Source organism: Streptomyces rubrogriseus, assembly GCF_027947575.1.
GTDB lineage: Bacteria > Actinomycetota > Actinomycetes > Streptomycetales > Streptomycetaceae > Streptomyces > Streptomyces rubrogriseus.
In genome coordinates this window covers 4,255,915-4,278,990 of record NZ_CP116256.1, presented here as the reverse complement: position 1 = coordinate 4,278,990, position 23,076 = coordinate 4,255,915, and the positions used below count along the sequence as shown (strand labels likewise).

At 69.2% G+C, this 23,076-nt stretch carries 14 protein-coding genes and 3 pseudogenes; 12 read left to right on the top strand and 5 right to left on the bottom strand.

Going from position 1 to position 23,076, the window contains the following annotated elements:
• Positions 1 to 145 precede the first annotated feature (145 nt).
• Positions 146 to 4,786: a family 78 glycoside hydrolase catalytic domain gene (locus Sru02f_RS19565; protein WP_167469433.1), complete on the bottom strand. Its 4,641-nt coding sequence runs from the start codon at positions 4,784 to 4,786 to the stop codon at positions 146 to 148.
• A 501-nt stretch (positions 4,787 to 5,287) separates the two neighbouring features.
• Between Sru02f_RS19565 and Sru02f_RS19560 the strand changes: the two are divergent.
• From Sru02f_RS19560 to Sru02f_RS19545, 4 genes and pseudogenes are all read left to right on the top strand, one after another.
• Positions 5,288 to 5,398 (top strand): annotated as a pseudogene (locus tag Sru02f_RS19560) (IS5/IS1182 family transposase); the annotation flags it as partial.
• A gap of 319 nt (positions 5,399 to 5,717) precedes the next feature.
• Positions 5,718 to 5,939 carry a hypothetical protein gene (locus Sru02f_RS19555; RefSeq protein WP_109031275.1) on the top strand — a complete coding sequence of 74 codons (222 nt, stop codon included), beginning with the start codon at positions 5,718 to 5,720 and terminating at the stop codon, positions 5,937 to 5,939.
• Positions 5,940 to 7,001: 1,062 nt separating this feature from the next.
• A complete protein-coding gene (locus Sru02f_RS19550) occupies positions 7,002 to 8,177 on the top strand; it encodes a globin domain-containing protein (RefSeq protein WP_244941796.1) in 1,176 nt (391 codons plus the stop codon).
• Positions 8,174 to 8,845, top strand: coding sequence for a pyridoxamine 5'-phosphate oxidase family protein (locus Sru02f_RS19545; RefSeq protein ID WP_109031272.1), 672 nt, complete (start codon positions 8,174 to 8,176; stop codon positions 8,843 to 8,845). Before Sru02f_RS19550 ends, Sru02f_RS19545 begins: the two co-directional genes overlap by 4 nt.
• Before the next feature lie 319 nt (positions 8,846 to 9,164).
• Here the strand turns inward: Sru02f_RS19545 and Sru02f_RS19540 are convergent, their stop codons facing one another.
• Complete coding sequence (locus Sru02f_RS19540) at positions 9,165 to 9,890, bottom strand: glycoside hydrolase family 11 protein (RefSeq protein WP_109031271.1); 726 nt, start codon at positions 9,888 to 9,890, stop codon at positions 9,165 to 9,167.
• Between the two features lie 542 nt (positions 9,891 to 10,432).
• Positions 10,433 to 10,999 (bottom strand): TetR/AcrR family transcriptional regulator, encoded by a 567-nt coding sequence (locus Sru02f_RS19535; RefSeq protein ID WP_109031270.1) that lies wholly within the window; start codon positions 10,997 to 10,999, stop codon positions 10,433 to 10,435.
• Positions 11,000 to 11,116: 117 nt separating this feature from the next.
• On the opposite strand from Sru02f_RS19535, the gene Sru02f_RS19530 reads away from it, so the two are divergent.
• Both Sru02f_RS19530 and Sru02f_RS19525 read left to right on the top strand, forming a co-directional pair.
• Positions 11,117 to 11,809: an SDR family oxidoreductase gene (locus Sru02f_RS19530; RefSeq protein ID WP_109031269.1), complete on the top strand. Its 693-nt coding sequence runs from the start codon at positions 11,117 to 11,119 to the stop codon at positions 11,807 to 11,809.
• 175 nt (positions 11,810 to 11,984) lie between these two features.
• Positions 11,985 to 13,508, top strand: a pseudogene (locus Sru02f_RS19525) (glycoside hydrolase family 43 protein).
• A 221-nt stretch (positions 13,509 to 13,729) separates the two neighbouring features.
• On the opposite strand, the gene Sru02f_RS19520 reads toward Sru02f_RS19525, so the two are convergent.
• Positions 13,730 to 14,539 (bottom strand): NADPH-dependent F420 reductase, encoded by an 810-nt coding sequence (locus Sru02f_RS19520; RefSeq protein ID WP_109031492.1) that lies wholly within the window; start codon positions 14,537 to 14,539, stop codon positions 13,730 to 13,732.
• Positions 14,540 to 14,614: 75 nt separating this feature from the next.
• Here Sru02f_RS19520 and Sru02f_RS19515 point away from each other — a divergent pair, with 75 nt between their 5' ends.
• Together Sru02f_RS19515 and Sru02f_RS19510 are read left to right on the top strand one after the other, a co-directional pair.
• Positions 14,615 to 15,463 carry a LysR family transcriptional regulator gene (locus tag Sru02f_RS19515; protein ID WP_109031268.1) on the top strand — a complete coding sequence of 283 codons (849 nt, stop codon included), beginning with the start codon at positions 14,615 to 14,617 and terminating at the stop codon, positions 15,461 to 15,463.
• Between the two features lie 190 nt (positions 15,464 to 15,653).
• Positions 15,654 to 15,761, top strand: a pseudogene (locus tag Sru02f_RS19510) (hypothetical protein); the annotation flags it as partial.
• Between the two features lie 239 nt (positions 15,762 to 16,000).
• Here the strand turns inward: Sru02f_RS19510 and Sru02f_RS19505 are convergent.
• A complete protein-coding gene (locus Sru02f_RS19505) occupies positions 16,001 to 17,026 on the bottom strand; it encodes a LacI family DNA-binding transcriptional regulator (RefSeq protein WP_109031267.1) in 1,026 nt (341 codons plus the stop codon).
• 425 nt (positions 17,027 to 17,451) lie between these two features.
• Here Sru02f_RS19505 and Sru02f_RS19500 point away from each other — a divergent pair, with 425 nt between their 5' ends.
• The 4 genes from Sru02f_RS19500 (at position 17,452) to Sru02f_RS19485 (ending at position 23,066) form a co-directional block, all read left to right on the top strand.
• On the top strand, positions 17,452 to 18,762 hold the full coding sequence (locus Sru02f_RS19500) for an extracellular solute-binding protein (RefSeq protein ID WP_109031266.1): 1,311 nt from the start codon (positions 17,452 to 17,454) through the stop codon (positions 18,760 to 18,762).
• The gene (locus Sru02f_RS19495; protein WP_109031265.1) at positions 18,759 to 19,661 is read left to right on the top strand and encodes a carbohydrate ABC transporter permease; all 903 of its coding nucleotides are present in this window, start codon (positions 18,759 to 18,761) and stop codon (positions 19,659 to 19,661) included. Before Sru02f_RS19500 ends, Sru02f_RS19495 begins: the two co-directional genes overlap by 4 nt.
• A complete protein-coding gene (locus Sru02f_RS19490) occupies positions 19,662 to 20,558 on the top strand; it encodes a carbohydrate ABC transporter permease (RefSeq protein WP_109031264.1) in 897 nt (298 codons plus the stop codon).
• Between the two features lie 126 nt (positions 20,559 to 20,684).
• The gene (locus tag Sru02f_RS19485; RefSeq protein WP_109031263.1) at positions 20,685 to 23,066 is read left to right on the top strand and encodes a beta-xylosidase/alpha-l-arabinosidase; all 2,382 of its coding nucleotides are present in this window, start codon (positions 20,685 to 20,687) and stop codon (positions 23,064 to 23,066) included.
• Positions 23,067 to 23,076 lie beyond the last annotated feature (10 nt).

The window sequence follows — 23,076 nt, the reverse complement described above, 5'->3', positions numbered from 1 at the left end:
TCCCGGACGCCAGTATCGCGGCCGCGGAGCCCGGCGCGCCCGGTGGCGGCCAGGGCGCACGCACGGGTGCATCCTGACCGCGCTCGTCGGCCGGGCAGTCGGCAATGGCGTCAGGTACGCTGCACGACCGCGGCCATCAGCGGCTTCAGCCGACCGGCAGTACCCAGACGTCGGCGATCGAGGGATCGTAGTCGGCGCCGGTGTCCTGGAAGCGGAGTCGCACGGTGCCGTCCGATGTGCTCGCTGAGGGTGCCACCACGAATTGGTGGGTGATGGTGCCCTGGCCACCCTCGCTTCGCGTCAGGTCGACGCTGTGCGCGACCTCACCGTCGATCTTGACGTCGTAGGTCTTGTGCCGGGCGCCGTCGAAGGTCTCGACGATACGGACCACGAAGCGACCGTCGGCCGGTACGGCGGCATCGAACTCGAACCAGCCGCCCGGGTAGGAGGAGTGGGTGTAGCGCCTTGTCAGCCCGGCCTCCACGTTCGTCCCCGAGTGCTCCGACGCCGTCAGCCCGTGGGCGGACTCCGACGCGCCGTCGCCGAGGTCGACGCGATCGGTGGACTCCGTGGGCGGGGTGCGCAGCTCGACCGCGATCGTGCCGGTCGCCCGTTCCGCCGTGGTCGAGCCGGTCGCCACGGTGACCTCGGCCGCCCGGCCGACGACGGTGAGCGGCACCGTCACGGCGTCCTGGACGGTCGTTCTCTCTCCCGGATCCAGGCGGTAGGCGACCGGGTCCGGAGTGGGCCACCCATCCGGAAGACCGAGGGTGACCTGGCCGGACTGCACCACGTCGGTGCGATTGGCCAGGACGGTGCTGACGGTGACCTCCTCCCCGGCGCCGACCGGGTCGGGCGAGGTGGAGACGCTGTCGATGGCGACACCCGGGGCGACCACCAGCGCCGCTGACAGCGGCAGCGTCGCGGCCCCTGGGCCGTACCGGTAGGACACCGAGCCGGTGAGGTCGGCCATGGAGGCCGCCGCGTCCTTCGAAACGGTGACGTCGTAGGCGTGTTCGAGCGTGCTGCCCGCACCCGCGGTGGACTTGTGGGTGCCCGCGGACTTCACCGTCCAGCCGGCGGGTGCCCGCAGCGAGGAGTCGACGCCTGCCAGCGGGCGCTTGCCGGTGTTCTTCAGCGCCACTTTCACGCGCACGACGTCGCCGGGAAGGATCTCGTCGGCCGGCACGTCCAGCGTGGCCACGGCCCCGACCAGGCTGGAGGAGGCCCGTGAGAGGCTCCGCTCGATGCCGGCGAGTGCATCGCGCAGCCCTTCTGCCGCCGCCGCGTCGATCGTCCCCCGCTCGGCGTACGTCCGCGTCCATCGGTCGAGGTCCTCGGCACCGGCGAGCGCACGGTGCACGGTGGCGGCGATCAGCTGCTCCTTCGCGCCCAGACCCCGCAGCCGCCATGCGCCTCCGAGCTCTTTCCGCATCAGCCCGGTTCCGGACTGCAGGTGCCGCTTCGCGATCGCGCCAAGACCGTGTACGTCCAGGTCGTCGACATCACCGGCGAACGCGGCCGCCTGTGCCTGGGCGGATCCCAGGTGCCCGAGTACCGGGTCGACCGCGAAGGCGTAGTCCCCCGAGCCGACCTCCAGCACCACGTCCCCGTCGGCCTCCTCGACGTATCGCACACCGTCGACCTCGTCGATCGGCTCGCCGCCCTCGGTGACCGCCCAGCGGTTCGCCGCCGGGATGCGCACCTCGGCGGTGGTGTTCGCCGGCACGGTCACGTCGAGCGTCATCGGCCCGGTCTTCGTGTCCCACGCGCTGCGCACCGTCCCGTACGGCGTCTCGTGGCTGAAGTCGACGTGGTCGATGCCCTCACCGGGCTCGGGGTCGATCAGCACCTTCCGGTAGCCCGGCTCGGCCGCCGAGACGCCTGCCATCGTCCGGTACATCCACTCACCGACCGCGCCGTACGCGTAGTGGTTGAACGAATTCATCCCCACGTCGTTGAAGGACCCGTCGGGGTTGATGGAGTTCCACCGCTCCCAGACCGTGGTCGCGCCCTTCCCGATCTCGTAGCCCCACGACGGGTAGTCCTCGTGCTGCAACAGGCGGTAGGCGATGTCGGAGCGACCGGCCTGGGTGAGTGCCGGCAGCAGCCCGTCGACACCGAGGAAGCCGGTCGACAGGTGATAGTCACGCCGCTTGAGGGTCTCGACGAACCGGTCCACGACCGCGTCGCGCCGGTCTGCGGGCACGAGGTCGTTGGTCAGCGTCAGGATGTACGACGTCTGACTGTCGCCCTTCACGGTGCCGTCGACGCCGATGAACGCCGCCTGGTACGCCGACCGGATCGCCTCGTGGCGCCGCTGGTACGCCGCCGCGTCGTCGTCCCGGCCGATGGCCGCCGCCATCTGTGCGAACTCGCGCGTGCTCTTGGCGACGAACGCGGTGTCCAGCACGTCGGCCGGGGTCTGGTCGTCGAGGTTGAGCCAGTCGAGGTAGCCGCCGGCGGAACGGATGTGGCCGGTGGAGTCGGCGTCGAGGAAGTCGACGTACCGCTTCATCGTTTCGTAGTTCTCGCGGATGACCTCGGTGTCGCCGTACGCCTGCCACAGCGTCCACGGCACGTGCACGCCGGCGTCCATCCAGCCGGCCGACTCGTAGCCGCCGTCGAAGCGACCGGGCACCACCGGGGCGACGCCGGGGAGCGAGCCGTCGGGCCGCTGGGTGTCGCGCAGGTCCTGCAGCCACTTGGTCAGGAAGGACTGCGCATCCATGTTGTACACGGCGGTACGGGCGAAGACGTTGATGTCGCCGGTCCAGCCCATCCGCTCGTCGCGCGCCGGAGTGTCCGTCGGGATCGAGAGGAAGTTGCCGCGCATGCCCCAGACGATGTTGCGGTGGAGCTGGTCCACCAGGTCGGAGTTGGTGTCGAGGGTGCTGGTGAGATCGCCGTCGGTACCGACGACGACACCGACCAGGTCCTCGGCCGCCGGGGCCTCGTCGACGCCGGAGATCTCGACGTACCGGAACCCGTGGAAGGTGAACGACGGCTCGAACGTCTCCGGCTCGTCCGTGGCGAAGGTGTAGTGGTCGGTCGCCTTGGCGCTGCGCAGGTTCGCGGTGTAGAGCGTGCCGTCGGGGTTGAGCACCTCACCGTGCCGGACCTTCACCGTCCGGCCCGGCTCGCCCTTCAGGGTGAGCCGCACGTGACCGACCATGTTCTGTCCGAGGTCGTAGAGGTACACGCCGTCGGTCGGCGAGTGGATCCGTTTCGCGGTCTTCAGCTGCTCGGTGACACGCACGTCGACCGCGGTCTGGGGCTCCAGTACGGTCGTCGGCTCGTCGCGGACGTGCGCCGCGGCCCAGCCCGCGTCGTCGAATCCGGGCTCGTCCCAGCCGTCGACCTTCTCGGCCACCCGCGCGTCGTAGGACTCGCCGTCGAGCAGATCTGCCTCGCGGGTCGGTCCGTCGGCGGTGGTCCATGTGTCGTCGGTGCGCAGGACGGTGCTGGTGCCGTCGGTGAACTCGACCAGCATCTCGGCGATCACCGAGTTGTCCTGGCCGTAGACGCCGGTGCCGAACATCGCGACCTTGCCGGAGTACCAGCCCGGTGCGACCTCGGCGCCGAGTACGTTGGCGCCGTCGCGCACCTGCTCGGTGACATCGTAGGTCTGGTAGTCGACGCGTTTGTCGTACGCCGTCCAGCCGGGTGCGAGTTCGGCGTCGCCCACCCGCTCGCCGTTGAGCCGCAGCTCGTAGACGCCGCGTGCCGACGCGTAGACGCGCGCCCGAGACACCTCCTTGTCGCCGAGGTCGAACTCCTTGCGCAGCAGCGGGACCGCCTGCTCACGGCGCAACCATGCTTCGCCGCCCGTGCTGTCGACGCGCAGGCCGTCGGCGATCACGGTGCCGGCCGCGAACGTGCGGTCGTCTGCCGGGAAGTCGGTGTCGACGAGGACCGTGCCGTCCTCGCTGGTGACCGTGACGTCGTGGACCAGGCCGCGCTCCGCGCCGCTGGTGCGGAAGCCCATGATGCCGGGTCCGCCGAACGTCGCGACGGTGCGGCGGTCCAGTTGCTCACCGTCGACGACGGTGGTGATCGTGTCACCGTCGACGGATATCGCGTAGTCGTGCTCGGCGGCGAAGTCGAACCCGGCCGGGAACGGCGTCTCCTGGAGGGTCGAGTAGCCGCCGTCGCGTTTCACGTGCGGGCGCAGCGCCTTCTGTGCGTCGCTGATCTGCCACATGTAGGCGTTCTCGGTGTCCTGGCCGCGGACGTAGACGCCGAGCGCGCCGCTGATGTCCGAGGCGGTGAACTCGACCGTGTAGTCGTTCCACTCGGCGCCCAACTTCCGGGAGCCCGCACCGATCCACTCGGCGGTCCACGGTCGGTCGCCCAGACCGGTGCCGAACCGGGCGGGCTCGCTCCAGGGGGAGGTGTTGCCCTGGCCGTCCCACACCCGCACGGACCAGACGTAGTCCGTGCGCGGCTTCAGCGCGGGGCCGTCGTAACGGACGCCGACCGACTGACGGGTGGAGACCTTGCCACTGTCCCAGACGTCGGGGTCGCGGAGCCGGTCGGCCGAGGAGGCGACGTGGATCTCGTAGGCACGCTGGGTGACACCGCGGCGCGGGGAGTCCAGCTGCCAGCCGAGGGTCGGAGCCGTCAGCGCTGTGCCGAGGGGATCGTCCAAGGCGTTGGTGGTCAGGTCGCCGGCACTCAGGGCGGGGACGGCGGAGGAGGCGGGCGGGCTCGCCGCCGTCGCGGCCGCGGGTTCCCCCGCGACGACGACCAATGCAGCAACCAGGGCAGCGGTCAGCTGACGCACAGGCGCTCCTCAGAAGAGAGTGAATCGGTTCAACGTCACTATGATGCTCGCCCTGGCTCATGACAACGGGCGTGCAGAACTCGGTCTGCCCGATTCTCAGTTCATTGAATCGCTTCAATTGCCGTTGAGGCGGACTGACCTGCGGGCGCTGGTCGTCCGGGAGCGCCAGTCGTCGGCGTTCGGCGTCCTGAGGCAGCGCGGGGATCAGGCCCCTCATCGCCCGCCGAGGCGTCGTCAGCGGCTCTGGTCTCGGACGTCCTCGCCCTGGGCGAGGCCCGCCGGGTGCGCACCCAGGGCACGGCGGGCCTGACACGGGTGCGGGACCCGTTCGCAGCCGGTCAGGCATCACTCGAACTGCCCATGTATCAAGGCGGGTTCGCGTACGGACCGTTTCGTGGCGTCCTTCCTGCCCGGCGCAGGTGATCGCCGGTCTGCTCGACTCCGGCGAGTTCGAGCAGATCCTCCAGCGACTCGGTGACGAGTGACCGCCTCAGCTGCATTCTGAAACGATCAGTAGAGGGTGAGCGGGTGTGGGTGGAGACGTTCACGGGGTTGCGGGTCGATCAGTTCGGCCGACTGCTGCGTGTGGTGCGGGAACGTCGTGGCGAGGGCTGCGGCTGTGGATCGTCGACGGCACCCTCGCCCCGGTCCGCGACCGGATCCCGGCCTGACAGAGTCACAGTGATGTGACGAACCGTCAGGCTCGGTGCACGACATCGTCGCCAGGGGCTGCTCAAGTGGACCGGGCGAGGGATTCGACGGGATTCCCTGGACCGCCTGCGGTGCAAGACGCCGTGCGTTGCCGGTGTCCTACCGGTCGTCCGGCCCGAGGCATGTGCACGCGGGCGTGTTCCGGACGGAAAGGGCATGCGCAAGAGAGGACAGTTGACCGACTGGGTGGCTATGCCGTCCTACGTACAGAGGTGTCGCGATGACAACGCATGCCCTGGTGCTGAAGACATTCCCCGCCGGTTCGCCCCGAGGCTCCTGGCCGGCCGAAGAATTCGCAGCCCGCCTGCGCGAGCACGGGCGGGGAGCCGAGGTGGTCATGGATCTCGTCGCGGACTCCTTCCTCGTCGTCGAGGCCGCTCCTCCGCCCGCGCCCCAGGACACGTCCGGGCACGAGGCCCCGCGTTTGGGCGCCGTGGCCTGACACGCAGCACGTCAGCGTCCGTCGGACCGTCTGCGCCAGAGTGACGTCCGCGCGCCCCGGTGCCCGCAAGGACTCGGAAGCCCTTTAGGCCGACCTCCGGGTCTGGGGCAAAAAGTGGGACGAAGGACCTTTACAGCGCTCCTTCCCGTATATGCCGCAGCAATCCTGCCAAGCCAGATGATGTTCCAGTGGGTCGGAATGCTCCGTCGGACCTCCCGGAGCGGGGCTGCCGGCATTCCGAGTGGTACGACGGCGTACGGAGCAGGCGTGCGCGGCACTCCGCGCCTGTTCAGAGTACGCATATCACCCTACGGCCCAATTACCCCCACAGACCGTCCCCAGGGGCCCTCCTGAGTCGTTGGACACAGTCTTCGGACGCTAGGGTGACGGGCGCCTGACGGTTACCAGTCGCGGGCAACTGGGTTGTCGGCGTACGCATCTGCACACATGCGCGTGACTCCCAGAAGTTTGTCCAGTGTCCGACAACGTCGCACCGCTTGTGCCGAGAAGTGCCGACGTGGAGAGAAGAAGGTACGTGAGTTCCCTGCACAGCGCTCCCCGGCGCACTGGCGTCTCCCATGTCGGATCCATATCGCATGGTTGCGACGTCGACCCCGTAGGCCCTGGCTTCAGACCGGCGGGGAAACGGTCGGCGGTCCCGCGTTTCGTTCTCGCCGCCACCCCCGCCCCCTCCCCCGCCCCCGCGGGCACTCCCCCGACCCGGATCCGGGTCCGGACCTCTTCGGGAAGACATCGCCTGGCACCGGGAAGTGCCCGAAGAGCGCGCCCCGAATCGCTCACACCGGACCTCCTGGTCGGCGTGCGAGAACGAGCGGCGGGGGACGGAGGGGAAGGAGTTCGAGCCGCGCAAGAGGCGTCCGGTCTTCGGGTCTGTGCTCTTTCGGCAATCGAACAGGGCTGGAGTGGACGGTGACGGGCAGGTTCGAGTCCATGTACCAGAGCTCGCACCCCGACAGACCCACCGCCCCGGCAGACGATTGGGGCGGGGCCAACGCGGCCCACCTCGCTGCACCCGCTCGCATCGCAGCCGCCCCGGCCTCTGTGACTGACGAGGACGTCGCGCTGGTACGGGCCAGCCTGACGGTTGTCGCTCCTCATGTGTCCGAGCTGGCAGCGCACTTCTACAGCATCCTGTTCTCGCGTTACCCACAGGTCAGGGATTTGTTTCCGGCGGAGCTCGATGTCCAGCGGGAACGTCTGGTGCGCGCACTGCTGCGCATTGTGGAACTGGTCGACGACCCCGACAACCTCGTAGCGTTCTGCTCCCGACTGGGACGCGGGCACCGCAAGTTCGGCACGCAAAGCGGCCACTATCCTGCTGTCGGCGAATGCCTGCTGCAGGCCCTCTCCCACTTCGCGGGCCCGGCATGGCATCCGGCACTGGCGACGGCATGGCAGCGCGCCTACACGGCAGCCGCGGACGTGATGGTCCGGGCCGCGGAAGAGGACGCCCGTAACCGCCCAGCCGTATGGGACGCGCGCATCGTCGGGCATGTGCACCGGGGGCACGGAATAGCCGAGATCACGGTCCAGCCCCACCAGCCGTACCCGTTCGTGGCGGGCCAGTACGTGAGCATCGAAACGCCGTGGGCACCGAGGCAGTGGCGTCAGTACTCCCCCGCGAACGCCCCACGTCCCAATTCCGAACTGACCTTCCACGTGCGAGCCGTGCGCGAAGGAAAGGTCAGCAACGCGCTCGTCCACCACGCTCGTCCGGGAGACCCTGTCCGACTCGGCCCGCCGGAGGGCGACATGGTCTTGCGTCCAACCCGCCAGCGGGACCTGCTCTTCGTGGCCGGCGGCACCGGCCTCGCCCCGATTCGCGCCCTGATCGAAGAGGTGGCCCAGGGCAGTATCAGCGACGCACGTGAGGTCAGTCTGTTCATCGGCGCCAGAACGGCGGACGAACTGTACGGACTCGATGACATGCTGCGCATGTCCCAGCGCTACCACTGGCTGCGCGTCCGGGCGGCGGTCTCCGATGAGCGCATCCCGGGCCTGGAAGGCACCCTGCCCGAGGTGTTGGCGGAATTCGGCCCCTGGTACCGGCACGAGGCGTATCTGTGCGGCCCACCGCAGATGCTGAGCGGGGCCGTGCACGCCCTGCGGCGCCACGGTGTCCCGCCTCGCCACATTCACTACGACCCCTGGGACACCCCTGTGCTGACCGCACCTTTGGGACCGCCTCCGTCCGACGAGGAGGACCACCAGCTGTGAACGGCCCCGAGACACCGGGCTCCTCCGGAGAACACCTGCTGCAGCAGCAGCTCGGCACCACCGACCGGGCGGCCGTCTTCTACGACCGACAGGTGCACCCTTATCTGACCCCTGCCATGCGGGAGTTCATAGCCCGGCAGAACATGGTGTTCCTGTCGACCGCGGACTCGCGAGGAGCCTGCGACGCCAGCTTCCGCGCCGGGCCGCCCGGTTTCTGCGTCTCCCTCGACGACCGCTCGCTGACGTACCCCGAGTACCGGGGCAACGGCGTTCTGGCCAGTGCGGGCAACATGACCGAGAATCCGCAGCTCGGCATGCTCTTCATGGACTTCACCCATGACCACATAGGGCTGCACGTCAACGGAACGGTCCGGCTGTACACGGATCACGAGATCCGCGCGTGGTACCCGCTGCTGCCGACCGAAACCGCGCCCGGCCGCCAGCCTCACCTGTGGGTGCACCTCACTGTCGAGGAGGCCTACGTCCACTGCTCCAAGCACATCCCCCACCTCGAGCCGGCTCCACGGCCCCGCTCGGCCACGCAGCGAAGCCGCCCCAAGGACAGCGCGTACTTCCCGGAGCCCCTTCCGGTCCACCAGGCATCCGAACCGGCCGACGCCGGAGTCGGCCGCCCATCGTGGCGCGACCGTCTGCGGATCCGCCCCTGATCCTTCCGCCGGTCCGACGACACCTTCGCTCCCGTGCTCGGCCAGCCGCCTGCCTTCTCCGGTGGCGGCGTCGGGGATCCGGCGTTCAACGGCCGGCCGAGAACGAGACGTAGATCGACGCCACCGGGCCGCAGCGGGGTCGGTTCGACATCTCCGCCGCCGACCCGTCCGCCAAGCTCTGGTACGACGTCTACAACGTAGTAGAGCAACCAACGCCGGGCCCAGAGCGGAACGGCCTGCCGATTCCCAGCAAAGCGACCACAGCTGTGGGCCCCGCCACGTAGACGGGGCCCACAACCCGTCGTCCACCGGACAGAGGTCAACCGCTGACCGTGATGTTCGAGCTTCCACTGCTCTGATAGCCCTCAGTGGCCATGATCATGTAGTACCTGAACTGGCCCATGTTCATGCCCGCGCGCGCCCAGGCGTCGAAGTGGTTGCCGGTGGTGATGGTGCCGGAGCCGCTGGTCACCTTCGACTGCCGGACACTCCAGTACTGCTGGAAGGTCTTGGTGCCTTCCACGGAGGGGGCGTTGTACCGGGTCGTCTGGTAGATGTCGTAGGTGCCGCCGTCACTGGAGACGGTGCCCTTGTACGTACCGGTGGGCCGGTAACTGCCCCAGTTGTCGACGATGTAGTACTCCACCAGCGGGTTCGAGGTCCAGCCGTAGAGGCAGCCGTAGCCGTTGCCCGACGGGTTGAAGTAGCCGTTGTAGCGGACCGTCCGGCGTCCGCCGGTGCTCCAGCCCTTGCCGGCGACGAAGTTGCCGCAGTTGGTCCACTGGGTGCTGTAGCTGCCGCCACCGTTGAGCGTCATGGAGACGGAGCCGCCGCCGTCGGTCCAGAACGAGTAGTACATGCCGTCGGTGCCGGTCTGGTTGGTCGTGATGGTGGTGGCGGCGTGGGCCGTGCCGGGCAGCAACAGCCCGGACGCGGTAGCGAGCGCGAGGGTGCCGGCGCCACCGAGGAAGCCTCGTCGGCTCATTCCGTTGAGAGGGGCGGGATCCTGCTTGATCCGGTCCTGCTGTGTGCCGTCCTGCTGCATGCGTTCTCCCGATGAAGGCTGGTGGGGGGCGGGCGGCTGCTACCGCCCGCGGCCTTGCCCGAACCACGGCGGGGGCCGCCCGGTCGTCACGCCGCGACAACCGACCGCCATGCCCGGTCATATGTCGCGAGCGGACCGACGGCCTTCCTGTCGTTCGGTGGCCACAGTTTTCGTAGAACGCCATGACCCTGTCAACAGTTTCGACAGCCTTTCGGAAACCTTCTCTTCGCGGGCAGGGACCTTAGCCAACACGAACTACATGGTCACAGCGCCTCGCGCCCGAAACAGCGTGTGCACTGAGAAGAGAAACAGGCATGGAAGTACGCAAGCACATGCACACCGCTCGAAACTTTCGAGATCCCTCAGGAGTTGATTCGGCAGCCGGGAGACAGGCATGGCGAGACGGGCGGTGCGCACAGCGCCGTCGACCAGCGGGCAAGGAGCACAGCAGTGCCGATGCGTTCTCGTGCGGCGTGGGTTCGTCACGTTCGGCGCGGAAGCTTCGGCAGTGAGGACGTTCGGGGGACCCGGAATCGGGCCGATCAGTCTTCTTCGGTCACCGCCGCGTGCGCGGCAGCGAGGATCTCGCCGGAGATCGGGAGACCCTTGGTGGCCCGGGACAGGACCAGCGCACCGAACAGCGTACAGAGGCGAACGAGGCCGTCCTGATCGTCACGGGCCAGGAACTCGGCGAAGTCGGCCACCCCCTCGGCATAGACACGACGGGCCTCACGCCCCTCGCCCCCGCCCTCCCGCGCGATGTCGGTGGCGAGCGCGGCGACCGGGCAGCCGTCCGCCGGGGCGTCGCGGTGCTCCAAGGAGAGGTAGGCGTCGATCAGCGCCCGCTGGGCGGCGACGCGCTGCCCGTCGTGCCGCTCGAGCCCGGTGCTGTACCGCCGGGCAAGCTCGGCGAAGGCGTGTGCGGTGGCCTCGTCGACGAGCGCCTCCTTGGAGGCGAACTGCTTGTAGAAGGCGCCGTGGGTCAGACCGGCGGCCTTCATCAGGTCGGCGACGCTCACGTGGGTGCCATGCTCCCGGAACAGCCGGGACGCGGTGTCCACCACCCGCCTGCGGTTTTCCTCCGCCTGCGCCTGCGATACGCGGCTCATGACCAGCTCCCGTTTGGATGTCGACTGGCATCTATCGTAGCCCGGTCGTTTAGATTGGATGCATAATCTAATCTGAGCGGGTGGCCTGATCGCCCCTGCCAGGACGTAGGAGCAGACATGGAACTGAAGAACGCGGTCGCGGTCGTCACCGGCGCCAACCGGGGCTTCGGAAGACATCTGGCCGCCCAGCTCGTCGAGCGCGGCGCCAAGGTGTACGGCGCGGCCCGACGCCCCGAGACGGTCGACGTACCGGGCGTCATCCCGCTGCCGCTGGACGTCACGGACGAGGCGTCTGTACGAGAGGCCACGCGCGTGGCGTCCGACACGACACTGCTGATCAACAACGCGGGCGTCTCCACCGGCGCGACACTGCTCGGAGGCGACATGACCGAGGTACGCCGGGATATGGAGACCAACTACTTCGGCCCGCTCGCCACGACCCGGTCCTTCGCCCCCGTCATCGAGGCCAACGGCGGCGGAGCGGTACTCAACGTCCTTTCCGCCCTGTCCTGGTTCCACCCGGCGGGGCTCGGTTCCTACGCCGCGTCCAAGGCCGCCGCCTGGGCTCTGACCGGTGCGACGCGCGACGAACTGGCTCCCCGCGGTATCGCCGTCTCGGCGCTGCACGTCGGCTACATGGACACCGACATGGCTGCCGACGTGCCCGCCGACCAGAAGGTCGATGCCGGCGAAGTCGCAGCCCAGGCCCTGCACGGCATCGAAACCGGCCTGCCCGAGATCCTCGCCGACGAGACCAGCCGGCACGTCAAGCAGAGCCTGGCCGCGGCACCCCAACCGAACGCGGACTGACGCCCACCCCCTGTCGTGGGCCGCTACTGAAACGGACCCAGCAACTGGTGGAACAGGGCGAGTTGAACGGCGACTGTCGGATGCGGGTCGCGTGTTGCGTCTGCTGTGAGCGGGTCGGAAGAGATCGTTAGACTCTCGGCACCCGGCGGCTCGAAGGGACGACACTTCCGTGCGCATGTACGACAATCCGGTGATCAGCGGGTTCCACCCCGATCCGAGTGTGTGCCGGGTCGGTGACGACTACTACCTGGTCTGCTCCAGCTTCGAGTACTTTCCCGGGCTTCCGCTCTTCCACAGCAAGGACCTCGTGCACTGGGAGCAGATCGGCAACGTGCTCGACCGGCCCGGGCAACTGCCGCTGCCCCTCCCCGGCGCCAAGGCGTCCGGCGGCCTCTACGCCCCGACCATCCGACACCACGACGGCCGCTACTGGGTCATCAACACCAACATCGACGGCGGCGGCAACTTCGTCGTCTCGGCCCAGCGCCCCGAAGGGCCCTGGAGCGACCCCGTGTGGATCGACCTGCCCGGCATCGATCCCGACCTGGCGTGGGAGGAGGACGGCACCTGCTGGTGTGCCTTCTCCGGCACCGAGGGTGGCATCAACATGGCCAGGATCGACCCGGTCGAGGGCACAGTGCTGGAGCAGCCATTCGCCACCTGGTCGGGCAGCGGCCTCAAGTACCCCGAGGCGCCGCACCTCTACCGCATCGGCGACTGATGGTACCTGCTGATCGCGGAAGGCGGCACGGAACGCGGTCACAGCGTGTCCGTGGCCCGCAGCCGCTCGCCGCGCGGCCCCTGGCAAGGCGCACCCTCCAACCCCCTGCTGTCCCACAGCGGCACCCCCCGACCCATCCAGAACACGGGCCACGCCGACCTGGTGGAGGCTCCCGACGGCAGCTGGTGGATGGTGCTGCTCGGTGTCCGCCCCCGCGGCTTCACGCCCGACGTGCACGTGCTCGGCCGCGAGACGTTCCTGACCCCGGTGGAGTGGGACGCGGACGGATGGCCCCTCCTCGCGCCCGTTCCCGTGAGCCATGCCGCCCCGGGCGGTGCCTGGCACCCCGTCCCGGCCCCGCCCGCCCGCGACGACTTCGACAAGCCCGTCCTCGCACCGCACTGGATCTCACCGTTCACCCGCCACGAGGGCTCCTGGTCGCTCACCGAGCGGCCCGGCTGGCTGCTCCTCGGCGCCACCGGCCCAACCCTCGACCGCCCCGGCTACACCTTCATCGGACGGCGCCAGCAGCACCACGACTGCCGCGTCACCGCGCTGATCGACCCGGGCACAGGACGCGGTGGTCTCTGCGTGCGCCTGGACGAGGCCCACCACTACGAGGTGGAGGCCGGGGACGGGGAAGTCCGTGTCGTCGCCCGGATCGGGCCGCTGCGCCAGACCGTGGCCCGCCGACCGGTCCCGGCCGGGCCACAGCACCTCACCGTGACGATCCGCACGTCAGACCTCGTTCCCGCGTCGCCCGAACTCACCGACGGCGGGACCACCGGGCCCGACACCATCGCCTTCGGACTCGGCGACCCCGACACCCCGGACGCCCGGCTCCTCGCCGAACTGGACGGACGCTACCTGTCCACCGAGGTCGCCTGCGGCTTCACCGGCCGTGTGATCGGCATGTACGCCACCGAGGACACGGTCGCCTTCGACTGGTTCGAGTACGTCCCGGCGCCGTCTGTGTGAGGCCCATGAACGGCCGTCCGTCTGTTCCAACGTCGGCGGAGCGACCCGCGCCTCATGCCGATACCTGCCGGGCGTGGTGGCGAACTCCCGCTGGAGGGCGCAGAAGCGCGTGTAGGGGCCCCGTAGTCGACTCGGCCGGCGACGCCACTCCCCCGCCGATCCGCCGATCATGCCAAGTACGTTTTGAAGAACTCGGTGAGCTTGGCGACGGCAGGCGTGACCTACATCCGGAATCCCGCGGGACCGCGCACTGCGGCAGCAGCGAGGTCCCTGATCCGGGCGGTGGGTGCGGGGACGCCGGCGGCTTGCTGGACCCAGGTTACGAACTCCTCGGAGCTGAGGCCGGTCGGCGGTTGTCCGACGTACGGCAGGGCGTACAGCGGGGTGTTGGGTTCGCTGCGCCAGCTCTCGGCCAGCGTGCCGAGGTCCACGGTGTCGAAGCCGAGGAGGTCCAGCAGATCGGCCACCTCCTTCTTCGCGGTTGCGTCGTCGCCGGAGAGAGGAATCGCTGTGCGGTCGCGGGCTCCGGCGGGGCGGAAGAGTTCCAGCAGTTGCCTGGGTCCGATGCTGTGCAGGGCCTTGACCACCCTGCTGTCCGCGAGGTGGCTCTGCACCAGTTCGCTGGAGGTCAGCTCGTTGCTGTCGAGTTGCGGAATTGAGAAGCCCGGGTACAGCGCGTAGTTCATCGGGTCGATGACGGTCTTGCCGGACAGCGCCGCACGGGGCAGTCGCTCGTGCGCTGCCAGCGGTACTGCGGCGAGGACCAGATCACCGGCGGCCGCCGCCTCGGCGGGACTTCCCGCCTGGGCACGGACACCGAGCTCCGCGACCAGTTCGGCCAGCGTCTCGGGGCCGCGGGAGTTGCTCAGGACGACGTGTACACCCGCGTCGACGGCGCGGCGGGCCACCGCGACGCCGACCATGCCGGTGCCGATGATTCCCAGGGTCGTTCGGCTCACCTGTGTTCTCCGTTCAGGTCTCGCCGCCTTGCCGCGGCCGAACTCCTCGGCCGCCGCGGCGGTCTCACCCATCACAGCGATGACGTCCCGGGCGAACAAGAACCAGTCTCATGCAGCAGCGATCACATCATGTGATAGATCAAAGAGATGGAGCTCAGAGCGCTGCACTACTTCGTGACCGTCGCCGAAGAATTGCACTTCGGACGGGCGGCACAACGGCTGAACATCGTGCAGTCGGCGGTGAGCCAGCAGATCAGCCGACTCGAACGCGAACTCGGAGTACAGCTGCTCCAGCGCACATCACGGCGGGTGCGTCTCACCCCGGCCGGTGAACGGGTGCTCGGCGCGGCCCGTGAGACCCTTGCCGCGGCGGCGCGAGTACGGGTGGTGGCCGGGGAACCGGCCGCGGCCCTGCGGATCGGGACAGCGTCGTGCGCCATGTGGCGGCTCGACCGCGCGCTGGAGCGCCTGCGCGTGAGTGAGCGCCCTGCCGAACTGGAACTGGTCGATCTCCCGGTGGCCGCGCGAGTGGCCGCGGTCCGCGACGGCGAGCTGGATGTGGCGCTGGTACGAGGAACGATCGCCTCGTCGGCGGTGACGGTGGTGCGCGCATGGTCCGAGCCGGTGCACGCGGTGCTCGCGCGCGACCACGCCGCTGCCGGCGAGCCTGCGGTCGGCCCGCATCACCTTGACCCCCGAGGGCTGAGGCTCCCCGCCCGGGAGAGTGACCCGCCGCTGCACGACGCGCTCCTCGCCGCCGTGCCCGTGACCCCGCTCCGCCGGCCCGCCGGCGACCTGTCCAACGTACTGCTGGAGGTCGGCCGTGACCCCGAGGCCTGGACCCTGATGCCTGCCGAACAGCTCGCCGGGTTCCGCTCCGAGCGGTTGCTCCACGTACCGTTCGATCCGCCCGCGACCGTCGACAGCCACGTCGTCACCTCGCTGGCCACACCGGAGTCGTGCGTGGAGTCGTATGTGGCCGCGTTCGCGGACTGACCTGCCGCCGCCGACGAACGGGTCCCGTCCCCGTCCTCCTCGGCGAATGTCAGTCGACGGAACCCGCCGACTGGGTGGCAAACAGGCCGAGCCACGCGATCACCCGTCCGAGCCGGCCCCGGTGTTCCCAGGCGCGTGACGTCAGGTTCGCCCGGTAGTCGCGCTCGGACATCAGGTCCTCGAAGTCGAGATGCGCGCTTCTGTGGGTGATCGAGCCGAGGCTGACCACCCGAGGCACTGTTGCCAGCGGATGGAGCAAGGTCGCGAGGTACGACCGTCCGACGGAGTCCTGGACGCGCTCGCCGACGCGCTCAAGCTCGACGACGATGAGCGTCGGCACCTGTTCGCCTGGCCCACGCCACCCTGCGGCCGGGGCTCGCCCGGGTGGAGCGCGGTGCGGAGCGGGTGCCGGAGAGCACACGGCGGCTGCTGCGGTGGATGGACACCCCGGCAGTCGTGCTCGGTAGGCACCTGGACCTGCTTGCGTGGAACTCGACGGGAAGTACTGCTCGGTCCCCCGCCCGGACACGCCGGTTACTACCGATCCGGAGGCACTTCGGACGGCGGCGCCGTCGAGGCGCGTACGACGAGTTCGGTGGCGAGCTCGATGTGGTGGGACTCGACCTTCTCGCCGTTGGCGAGTCGGAGCGCGGTGCGCAGGGCGGCACCGCCCATCTCCCGCAGGGGCTGACGCACGGTGGTGAGGGGCGGTGAGGACATCTGGGCGAGGCTCGTGTCGTCGAAGCCGACCACGCTCAGGTCTTCCGGGACGCGCAGGCCTCGGCCCCGAGCGGTCTCGACGACCCCGACGGCGATCTCGTCGTTGCCTGCGAAGATCGCGGTCGGAGGCTCCCCCAGGTCCAGCAGTGCCGCGGCTCCGAGCAGTCCCGTCTCGTACGTGAATTCTCCCGGCCGGACGTAGGCCTCCGGTACCTGGGCTCCTCCCGCCTCCATGGCGGCGCGGTAGCCGTGCATGCGTGCCTGGTTGCAGACGGCCATGGCGGGTCCGCCGAGGTAGGCGACGCGGCGGTGGCCCAGGGAGAGCAGGTGCTGCGTCGCGGTCAGTCCGCCGGCGAAGTTGGTGGCCCCGACGCTGTTCACCCGGTTGTCCGGCAGGTGCAAGGGGTCCAACACGACCAGCGGCAGCCCGGACCGTGCCAGTTCGTTCAGATGCGCCGTGGTGTACACGCTGGTGACCGCGATGACGGCGCGGCGCCCGGCGGAGACCAGGTCCCTGGCCCAGTGCGGGGCACTGGACGCCTTGCTGATCACCACTGAAGCCCCCAGTTCGGAGGCGGAGTCGATGATCCCTTCCAGGGTTTCGGCGACGTACGGCTTCAGGCCGCCCTTGAACTGCACCTCGATGGTCGGGCTTTCGACGGCCTCGGTGTGGCGGAACACGGGGGCGAGGTAGTCGTGGTGGTGCAGCAACTCCTGCACCCGGGTTCGGGTCTGCGGCGCCACGTCACCGCGGCCGTTCACCACTTTGGACACGGTCGCGACGGAGACCCCGGCCGCTTGGGCGATGTCCGCCAAAGTGGTGCGTCTCGCGTTCGGTCGCATCGGTTCCCCTCCCGTGTTCGTCCACCGGTGCCGTGAGTCGCCGGTCGGGCCGGCACCTCGGGTGGTGGAACCGGTCAACAGTACGGCACCCCCGCCACGAGCCCGTCCGGGAGGCGTCGACAAGCCCTGCGGTCCGGGCACGGTCTGACCAGCATCGAGGGCGCTCAAGCAGAGATCACTGCCTGAACTGCCTACCCTTGGTCAGGCAGTTTCGAAACACTTTCGTAGCGCGCGAGGCTACCTCGGGAGCCGTACAGGCCCGTAGTTGCAGGGTTCTTGCGCACTTTCAGAAGCGCATGCACGTCCCTTGACAGGCCATCAGCCCGAAACCTAATTTGCTCGCACAGAGTTCGGAGAAGGCTGTTTCGAAAACCTTTCACCATGACTCACGAGAAGCCGGTGGCTCTCGAGTGCGGAGACAAGACATGGCGCTCTCCCGACGTACCCTCCTCGGCCTGGCCGCCGCTGTACCGGCCTCAGCGGCACTGGCGGCCTGCGGCTCGTCCGGCCCCGGCAAGAGCGATGGCGGGGCCACGTACTGGTACCTGAACGGCCAGCCGCAGGAAGGCGTCCGAGCCGGCGCGGTAGACGCGTTCAACAAAGCCCATCCCGACGACCGGATCGACGACACGACGTTCCAGAACGACGCGTACAAAACGAAGATCAAGACCGCCATCGGTGCCGGACAGGCGCCCACCATCATCTGGGGCTGGGGCGGCGGAACACTGCGCACCTACGCGGAAGCGGGCCAGGTCGAGGACCTCACGGCGTGGTTCGACGAGCACTCCGAGGTCAAGAAGGGGCTGTTCCCCTCCTCGTTCGGCGCGGCCACCGTCGACGGCAAGATCTACGCGATCCCGTGCGAGACCGTGCAGCCGATCATCCTCTACTACAACAAGAAGGTCTTCGACCAGGTCGGCGTGGAGCCGCCGGAGTCCTGGGACGACCTCATGGCTCTGGTGCCCCGGTTCAACGCGAAGGGCATAGCGCCGCTCTCCCTCGGTGGCCAGTCCCGGTGGACGAACATGATGTGGCTGGAGTTCCTGTTCGACCGCATCGGTGGTCCCGAGGTGTTCCAAGCGGTCATCGAGGGCGAGAAGAACGCCTGGTCGAACCCGGACGCCATCAAAGCGCTGACCAAGGTGCAGGAGTTGGTCAAGGCCGACGGGTTCATCAAGGGGTTCTCCTCCATCACGGCGGACTCCAACGCCGACCAGGCGCTGCTGTACACCGGCAAGGCCGCGATGATGCTGCACGGTGCTTGGTCGTACGGCATCCAGCAGGCCGACGGCGGCGACTTCGTCTCCAGCGGCCAACTGGGCTACATGAACTTCCCGCCCGTCGACGGCGGCAAGGGCGACCCGAGCAACGCGGTCGGCAACCCCGCCCAGTACCTGTCCATCTCTTCGAAGGCCACCGACGAGGAGAAGAAGGTCGCCAAGGACTTCTTCGCCACCGGGGTCCTCCAGGAAGCCGAGGTGAAGGCCTGGATCGACAACGGATCGGTTCCGGTCCGGCTGGGCACGGAGAAGCTGCTGGCCGCCTCCAAGAGCGCCGACTTCCTCCAGGTCAACTACGGCATCGCCAGCAAGGCCAAGACGTTCGTGCAGTCCTGGGACCAGGCACTCAGTCCGACGGCCGCCGAGACCCTCCTGGACAACATCGTCAAACTGTTCCAGCTGTCCCTCTCCCCGGAGCAGTTCGCCGCCAACCTCAACGCGGTCATCGGCACATGAGCACACTCACCGGTCACCCGCAGCAGCGCCGAGCGCGCAGCGTCCTGCCCTGGCTGGCGGCACCCGCCCTGGTGGTCTTCGTCGGCTTCGCCGTGGTCCCGCTCGTCGGTGTCTTCGCACTGAGCTTCACCACCTGGGACGGAATCGGCGCCATCCACCAGTCCGGGCTGACCAGTTGGCGTGCGGTGCTCAGCGACCCCGGGCTGCCGCACGCCCTCTGGGTGACCTTCATGGTGATGGCGGTGTCGTGGGCCGTTCAGACGCCGGTGAGCATCCTGCTCGGCACGTTCCTGGCGGGCCGCCAGCGCTACCGTGCGGTGCTCGGCGTGGTGTACTTCGTCCCTCTGATGCTCAGCTCCGCGGCCATCGCCATCGCGTACAAGGCCCTGCTGGATCCCAACTTCGGGCTCGGGGCCGGGTTGAAGCTGCCCCTGCTCAGCCAGGACTGGCTGGGACGGCCCGGGCTCGCCTTCGGCATCGTCGTCTTCGTCGTCTCCTGGCAGTTCGTCCCGTTCCACTCCCTGATCTACCAGGGTGGTGTCCAGCAGATTCCGAATTCCCTCTACGAAGCGGCCCAGTTGGACGGGGCCGGACGGATCCGGCAGTTCTTCAGCATCACGCTGCCCCAGCTGAGGTACACGATCATCACCTCGTCCACGCTGATGGTGGTCGGGTCGCTGACCTTCTTCGATCTCATCTTCGTCCTGACCGAGGGCGGTCCCGGAGATGCCACCCGGGTCCTGGCACTGGACATGTACAAGCGGGGATTCCAGGCCAGCCTGATGGGACCGGCCAGCGTCATCGCGGTCATCCTCGTCCTGGTGGGTCTGGCCCTCGCCCTGCTGCTGCGCCGGCTCGGGGGCCGCGACGCCGGGGCGAGCCAACTCGAGGGGGCCTGAGTGACCGCCACGCTGCCCGAGGCTCGGCGACCCCACAAGACCGCACGACGCGAACGACAACGCCGCTCCCCCCAGCCGACGCGCCGACGCAACTGGGCCGGCGGCCTGGCCGGATGGCTGTGGCTCGTGGTCGTGGCCGTGCCCCTCTACTGGACCCTCATCACCAGCCTCAAGGCCCAGAGCCGTTATTACACGAGCAACCCGCTGGTGCCTTCGGGCGACCCGACACTGGACAACTACCGGCTGGTCATCGAGTCCGACTTCCTCCGCTACTTCCTGAACAGCGTCGTGGTCACCGCGGGCGCCGTGGTGCCGGCGGTCGTGTTCTCCTTCATGGCGGCCTACGCGATCGTCCGGGGCTGGCGCATGCGGCTGCTGCGCGCGATGAACGGGCTGTTTCTCATGGGCCTGGCCATCCCGCTGCAGGCGACGGTGATCCCGGTCTATCTGATCATCATCAAGCTGCAGTTGTACGACACCCTGCTGGCGCTGATCCTCCCGTCGATCGCCTTCGCCATCCCGCTGTCGGTGCTGGTGCTCGCCAACTTCATCCGTGACGTGCCCAAGGAACTGTTCGACTCGATGCGGGTCGACGGCGCCACCGAGTGGACGACACTGTGGCGGCTGGCGGCACCACTCACCCGGCCGGCCATCCTCACCGTGACCATCTTCAACGCCCTGACCATCTGGAACGGATTCCTGCTGCCGCTGGTGCTCACGCAGAGCCCGGAGCGCCGGACGCTGCCGCTCGCGCTGTGGACCTTCCAGGGCCAGTACGGGGTCAACGTCCCCGCCGTCCTCGCCGCCGTCGTCCTCACCACACTGCCCGTCCTGGTCCTGTACGCGTTCGGCCGCCGTCAACTGCTGAGCGGTCTGACCGCCGGATTCAGTCGTTGACCGACGCCGACCCGGGTCCCGGACGGTGCCGGAACCCGGACGCGCCCCGGCCCGCATCGAGTCCGCTCGTCTACTTGTTCGCCCGTAACGGCCCACGTCGAGGGTCCGCGGGCCGTGGGAGGGAAAGTGAACGCCAACGTGGCCGTAGACAACACCGCCGGAGTCTCCCGCTGGAACGACACCACCGTTTCCGTCACCGCGAGAGTCGACGCCCTGATCGACGCGATGACCCTTCAGGAGAAGACCGCCCAGCTGTACGGAGTCTGGGTGGGCGCCTCCGATCAGGGCGGTGAAGTGGCTCCCCACCAGCACGACATGGAGGAGCCCGTCGATCTCGACGCGCTTCTGCCCACCGGCTTGGGCCAGCTGACCCGGCCCTTCGGCACGGTTCCGGTGGACCCCGCCCTGGGAGCGCTCTCCCTGGCCCGCACCCAGGCCCGGATCGCCGCCACGAACCGGTTCGGCATCCCCGCTCTCGCCCACGACGAGTGTCTGGCCGGCTTCGCCGCCTGGGGCGCGACGGCCTATCCCGTCCCGCTGTCCTGGGGTGCCACCTTCGACCCCGAAACGGTTCGGCGCATGGCCTCCGCCATCGGGCGGGACATGCGTGCCGTCGGCGTTCACCAGGGACTCGCGCCCGTCCTGGACGTCGTGCGCGACGCCCGCTGGGGCCGGGTCGAGGAGACCATCGGCGAGGACCCGTACCTCGTCGGCACCATCGGAACGGCGTACGTGCAGGGTCTTGAGTCGGCCGGGATCGTCGCCACCCTCAAGCATTTCGTCGGCTACTCGGCCTCGCGCGCCGGGCGCAACCTCGCGCCCTCCTCCATGGGCCCGCGGGAGCGCGCCGACGTCCTGCTGCCCCCCTTCGAGATGGCGATCCGGGAAGGCGGCGCGCGGTCGGTGATGAACGCCTACACCGACACCGACGGCGTCCCCTCCGCGGCCGACGAGGAGCTGCTCACCGGGCTGCTGCGCGACACGTGGGGCTTCGAGGGCACCGTCGTCGCCGACTACTTCGCCATCGCCTTCCTCAAGACCCTGCACGGCGTCGCGGCCGAGTGGTCCGACGCCGCCGGCCTGGCGCTGCGAGCGGGGATCGACGTCGAACTGCCCAACGTCAAGACCTACGGCGCTCCCCTGACCGAGGCGGTCGCCGACGGCCGTGTTCCGGAGGCGTCGGTCGATCGGGCCCTTCGCCGGATACTCACCCAGAAGGCGAGGCTCGGCCTGCTCGATCCGGACTGGAATCCTCTGCCGGCCGCACTCGAAGGGGCGGACCTCGACGATCCGGCCGCCCTGCGCGGTCGGATCGATCTGGACACTCCGGAGAACCGCGCGCTGGCCCGCACGGTCGCCGACGAGGCTGTCGTGCTGTTGAGCAACGACGGCACGCTGCCGCTCGACAGGCCGCGCCGCATCGCCCTGCTCGGCCCCAACGCCGACGAGCCCGTCGCCGTACTGGGCTGCTACTCCTTCCCTCAGCACATCGGCGTCCGTCACCCCGGGACCCCGCACGGCATCGAGTTGCCCACGCTGCGCGAGGCCCTCGCCGCCGAGTTCCCGGACACGGAGATCACGGTCGCCCGCGGTACCGGCATCGACGACGGCGACCTCACCGGGCTGGGCGAGGCCGCCCGGGTGGCTCGCGAGGCCGACATCGCCCTGGTGGTGCTCGGCGACCGAGCCGGGCTCTTCGGGCGCGGCACCAGCGGCGAGGGATGCGACGTCGAGACGCTGGCGCTGCCCGGGGCGCAGCAGCAACTGCTCGACGCCCTGGTGGACGTGGAGACGCCCCTGGTCACCGTGTTGCTCGCGGGCCGACCGTACTCCCTCGGCCGCGCCGTGCAGGAGTCCGCGGCGATCGTGCAGTCCTTCTTTCCCGGTGAGGAGGGCACTCACGCGATCGCCGGTGTGCTCAGCGGACGCGTCAACCCGTCCGGACGGCTCCCGGTCAGCGTGCCGCGCGGGCCGGGGTCCCAGCCGGCCACCTACCTCGGAGCGAGGCTCGCCCAGGCCGGCGAGGTGTCCAACGTCGACCCGACACCGGCGTTCCCCTTCGGTCACGGCCTGTCCTACACGCGGTTCGACTGGACAGACCTGATCGTGGACGCCCGGGAGGCGCCGACGGACGGCGAGTTCACCCTCGCCCTCACCGTCCGCAACACCGGTGGGCGGTCCGGGACCGAGGTCGTCCAGCTCTATCTGCACGACCCGGTCGCCTCCGTCGTCCAGCCGGTGCAGCGCCTCGTCGGCTATGCCCGGGTCGACCTGGAGCCGGGTGAGGCCCGGCGCCTGCGTGCCGTGGTCCCGGCCGATCTCGCATCGTTCACCGGACGCGACGGACGGCGAGTGGTCGAACCGGGCGAGCTGGAGCTGAGGTTGGCCGCCTCCAGTGCGGATCCACGCCTGATCGCAAGGGTCACGCTGACCGGAGCCGAACGCCATCTGGACCACACGCGGCGCCTGTGCTCCGTGGTCGAGCAGGAGCCGGCTGCCCGGGCATGAGCCGAGCGAG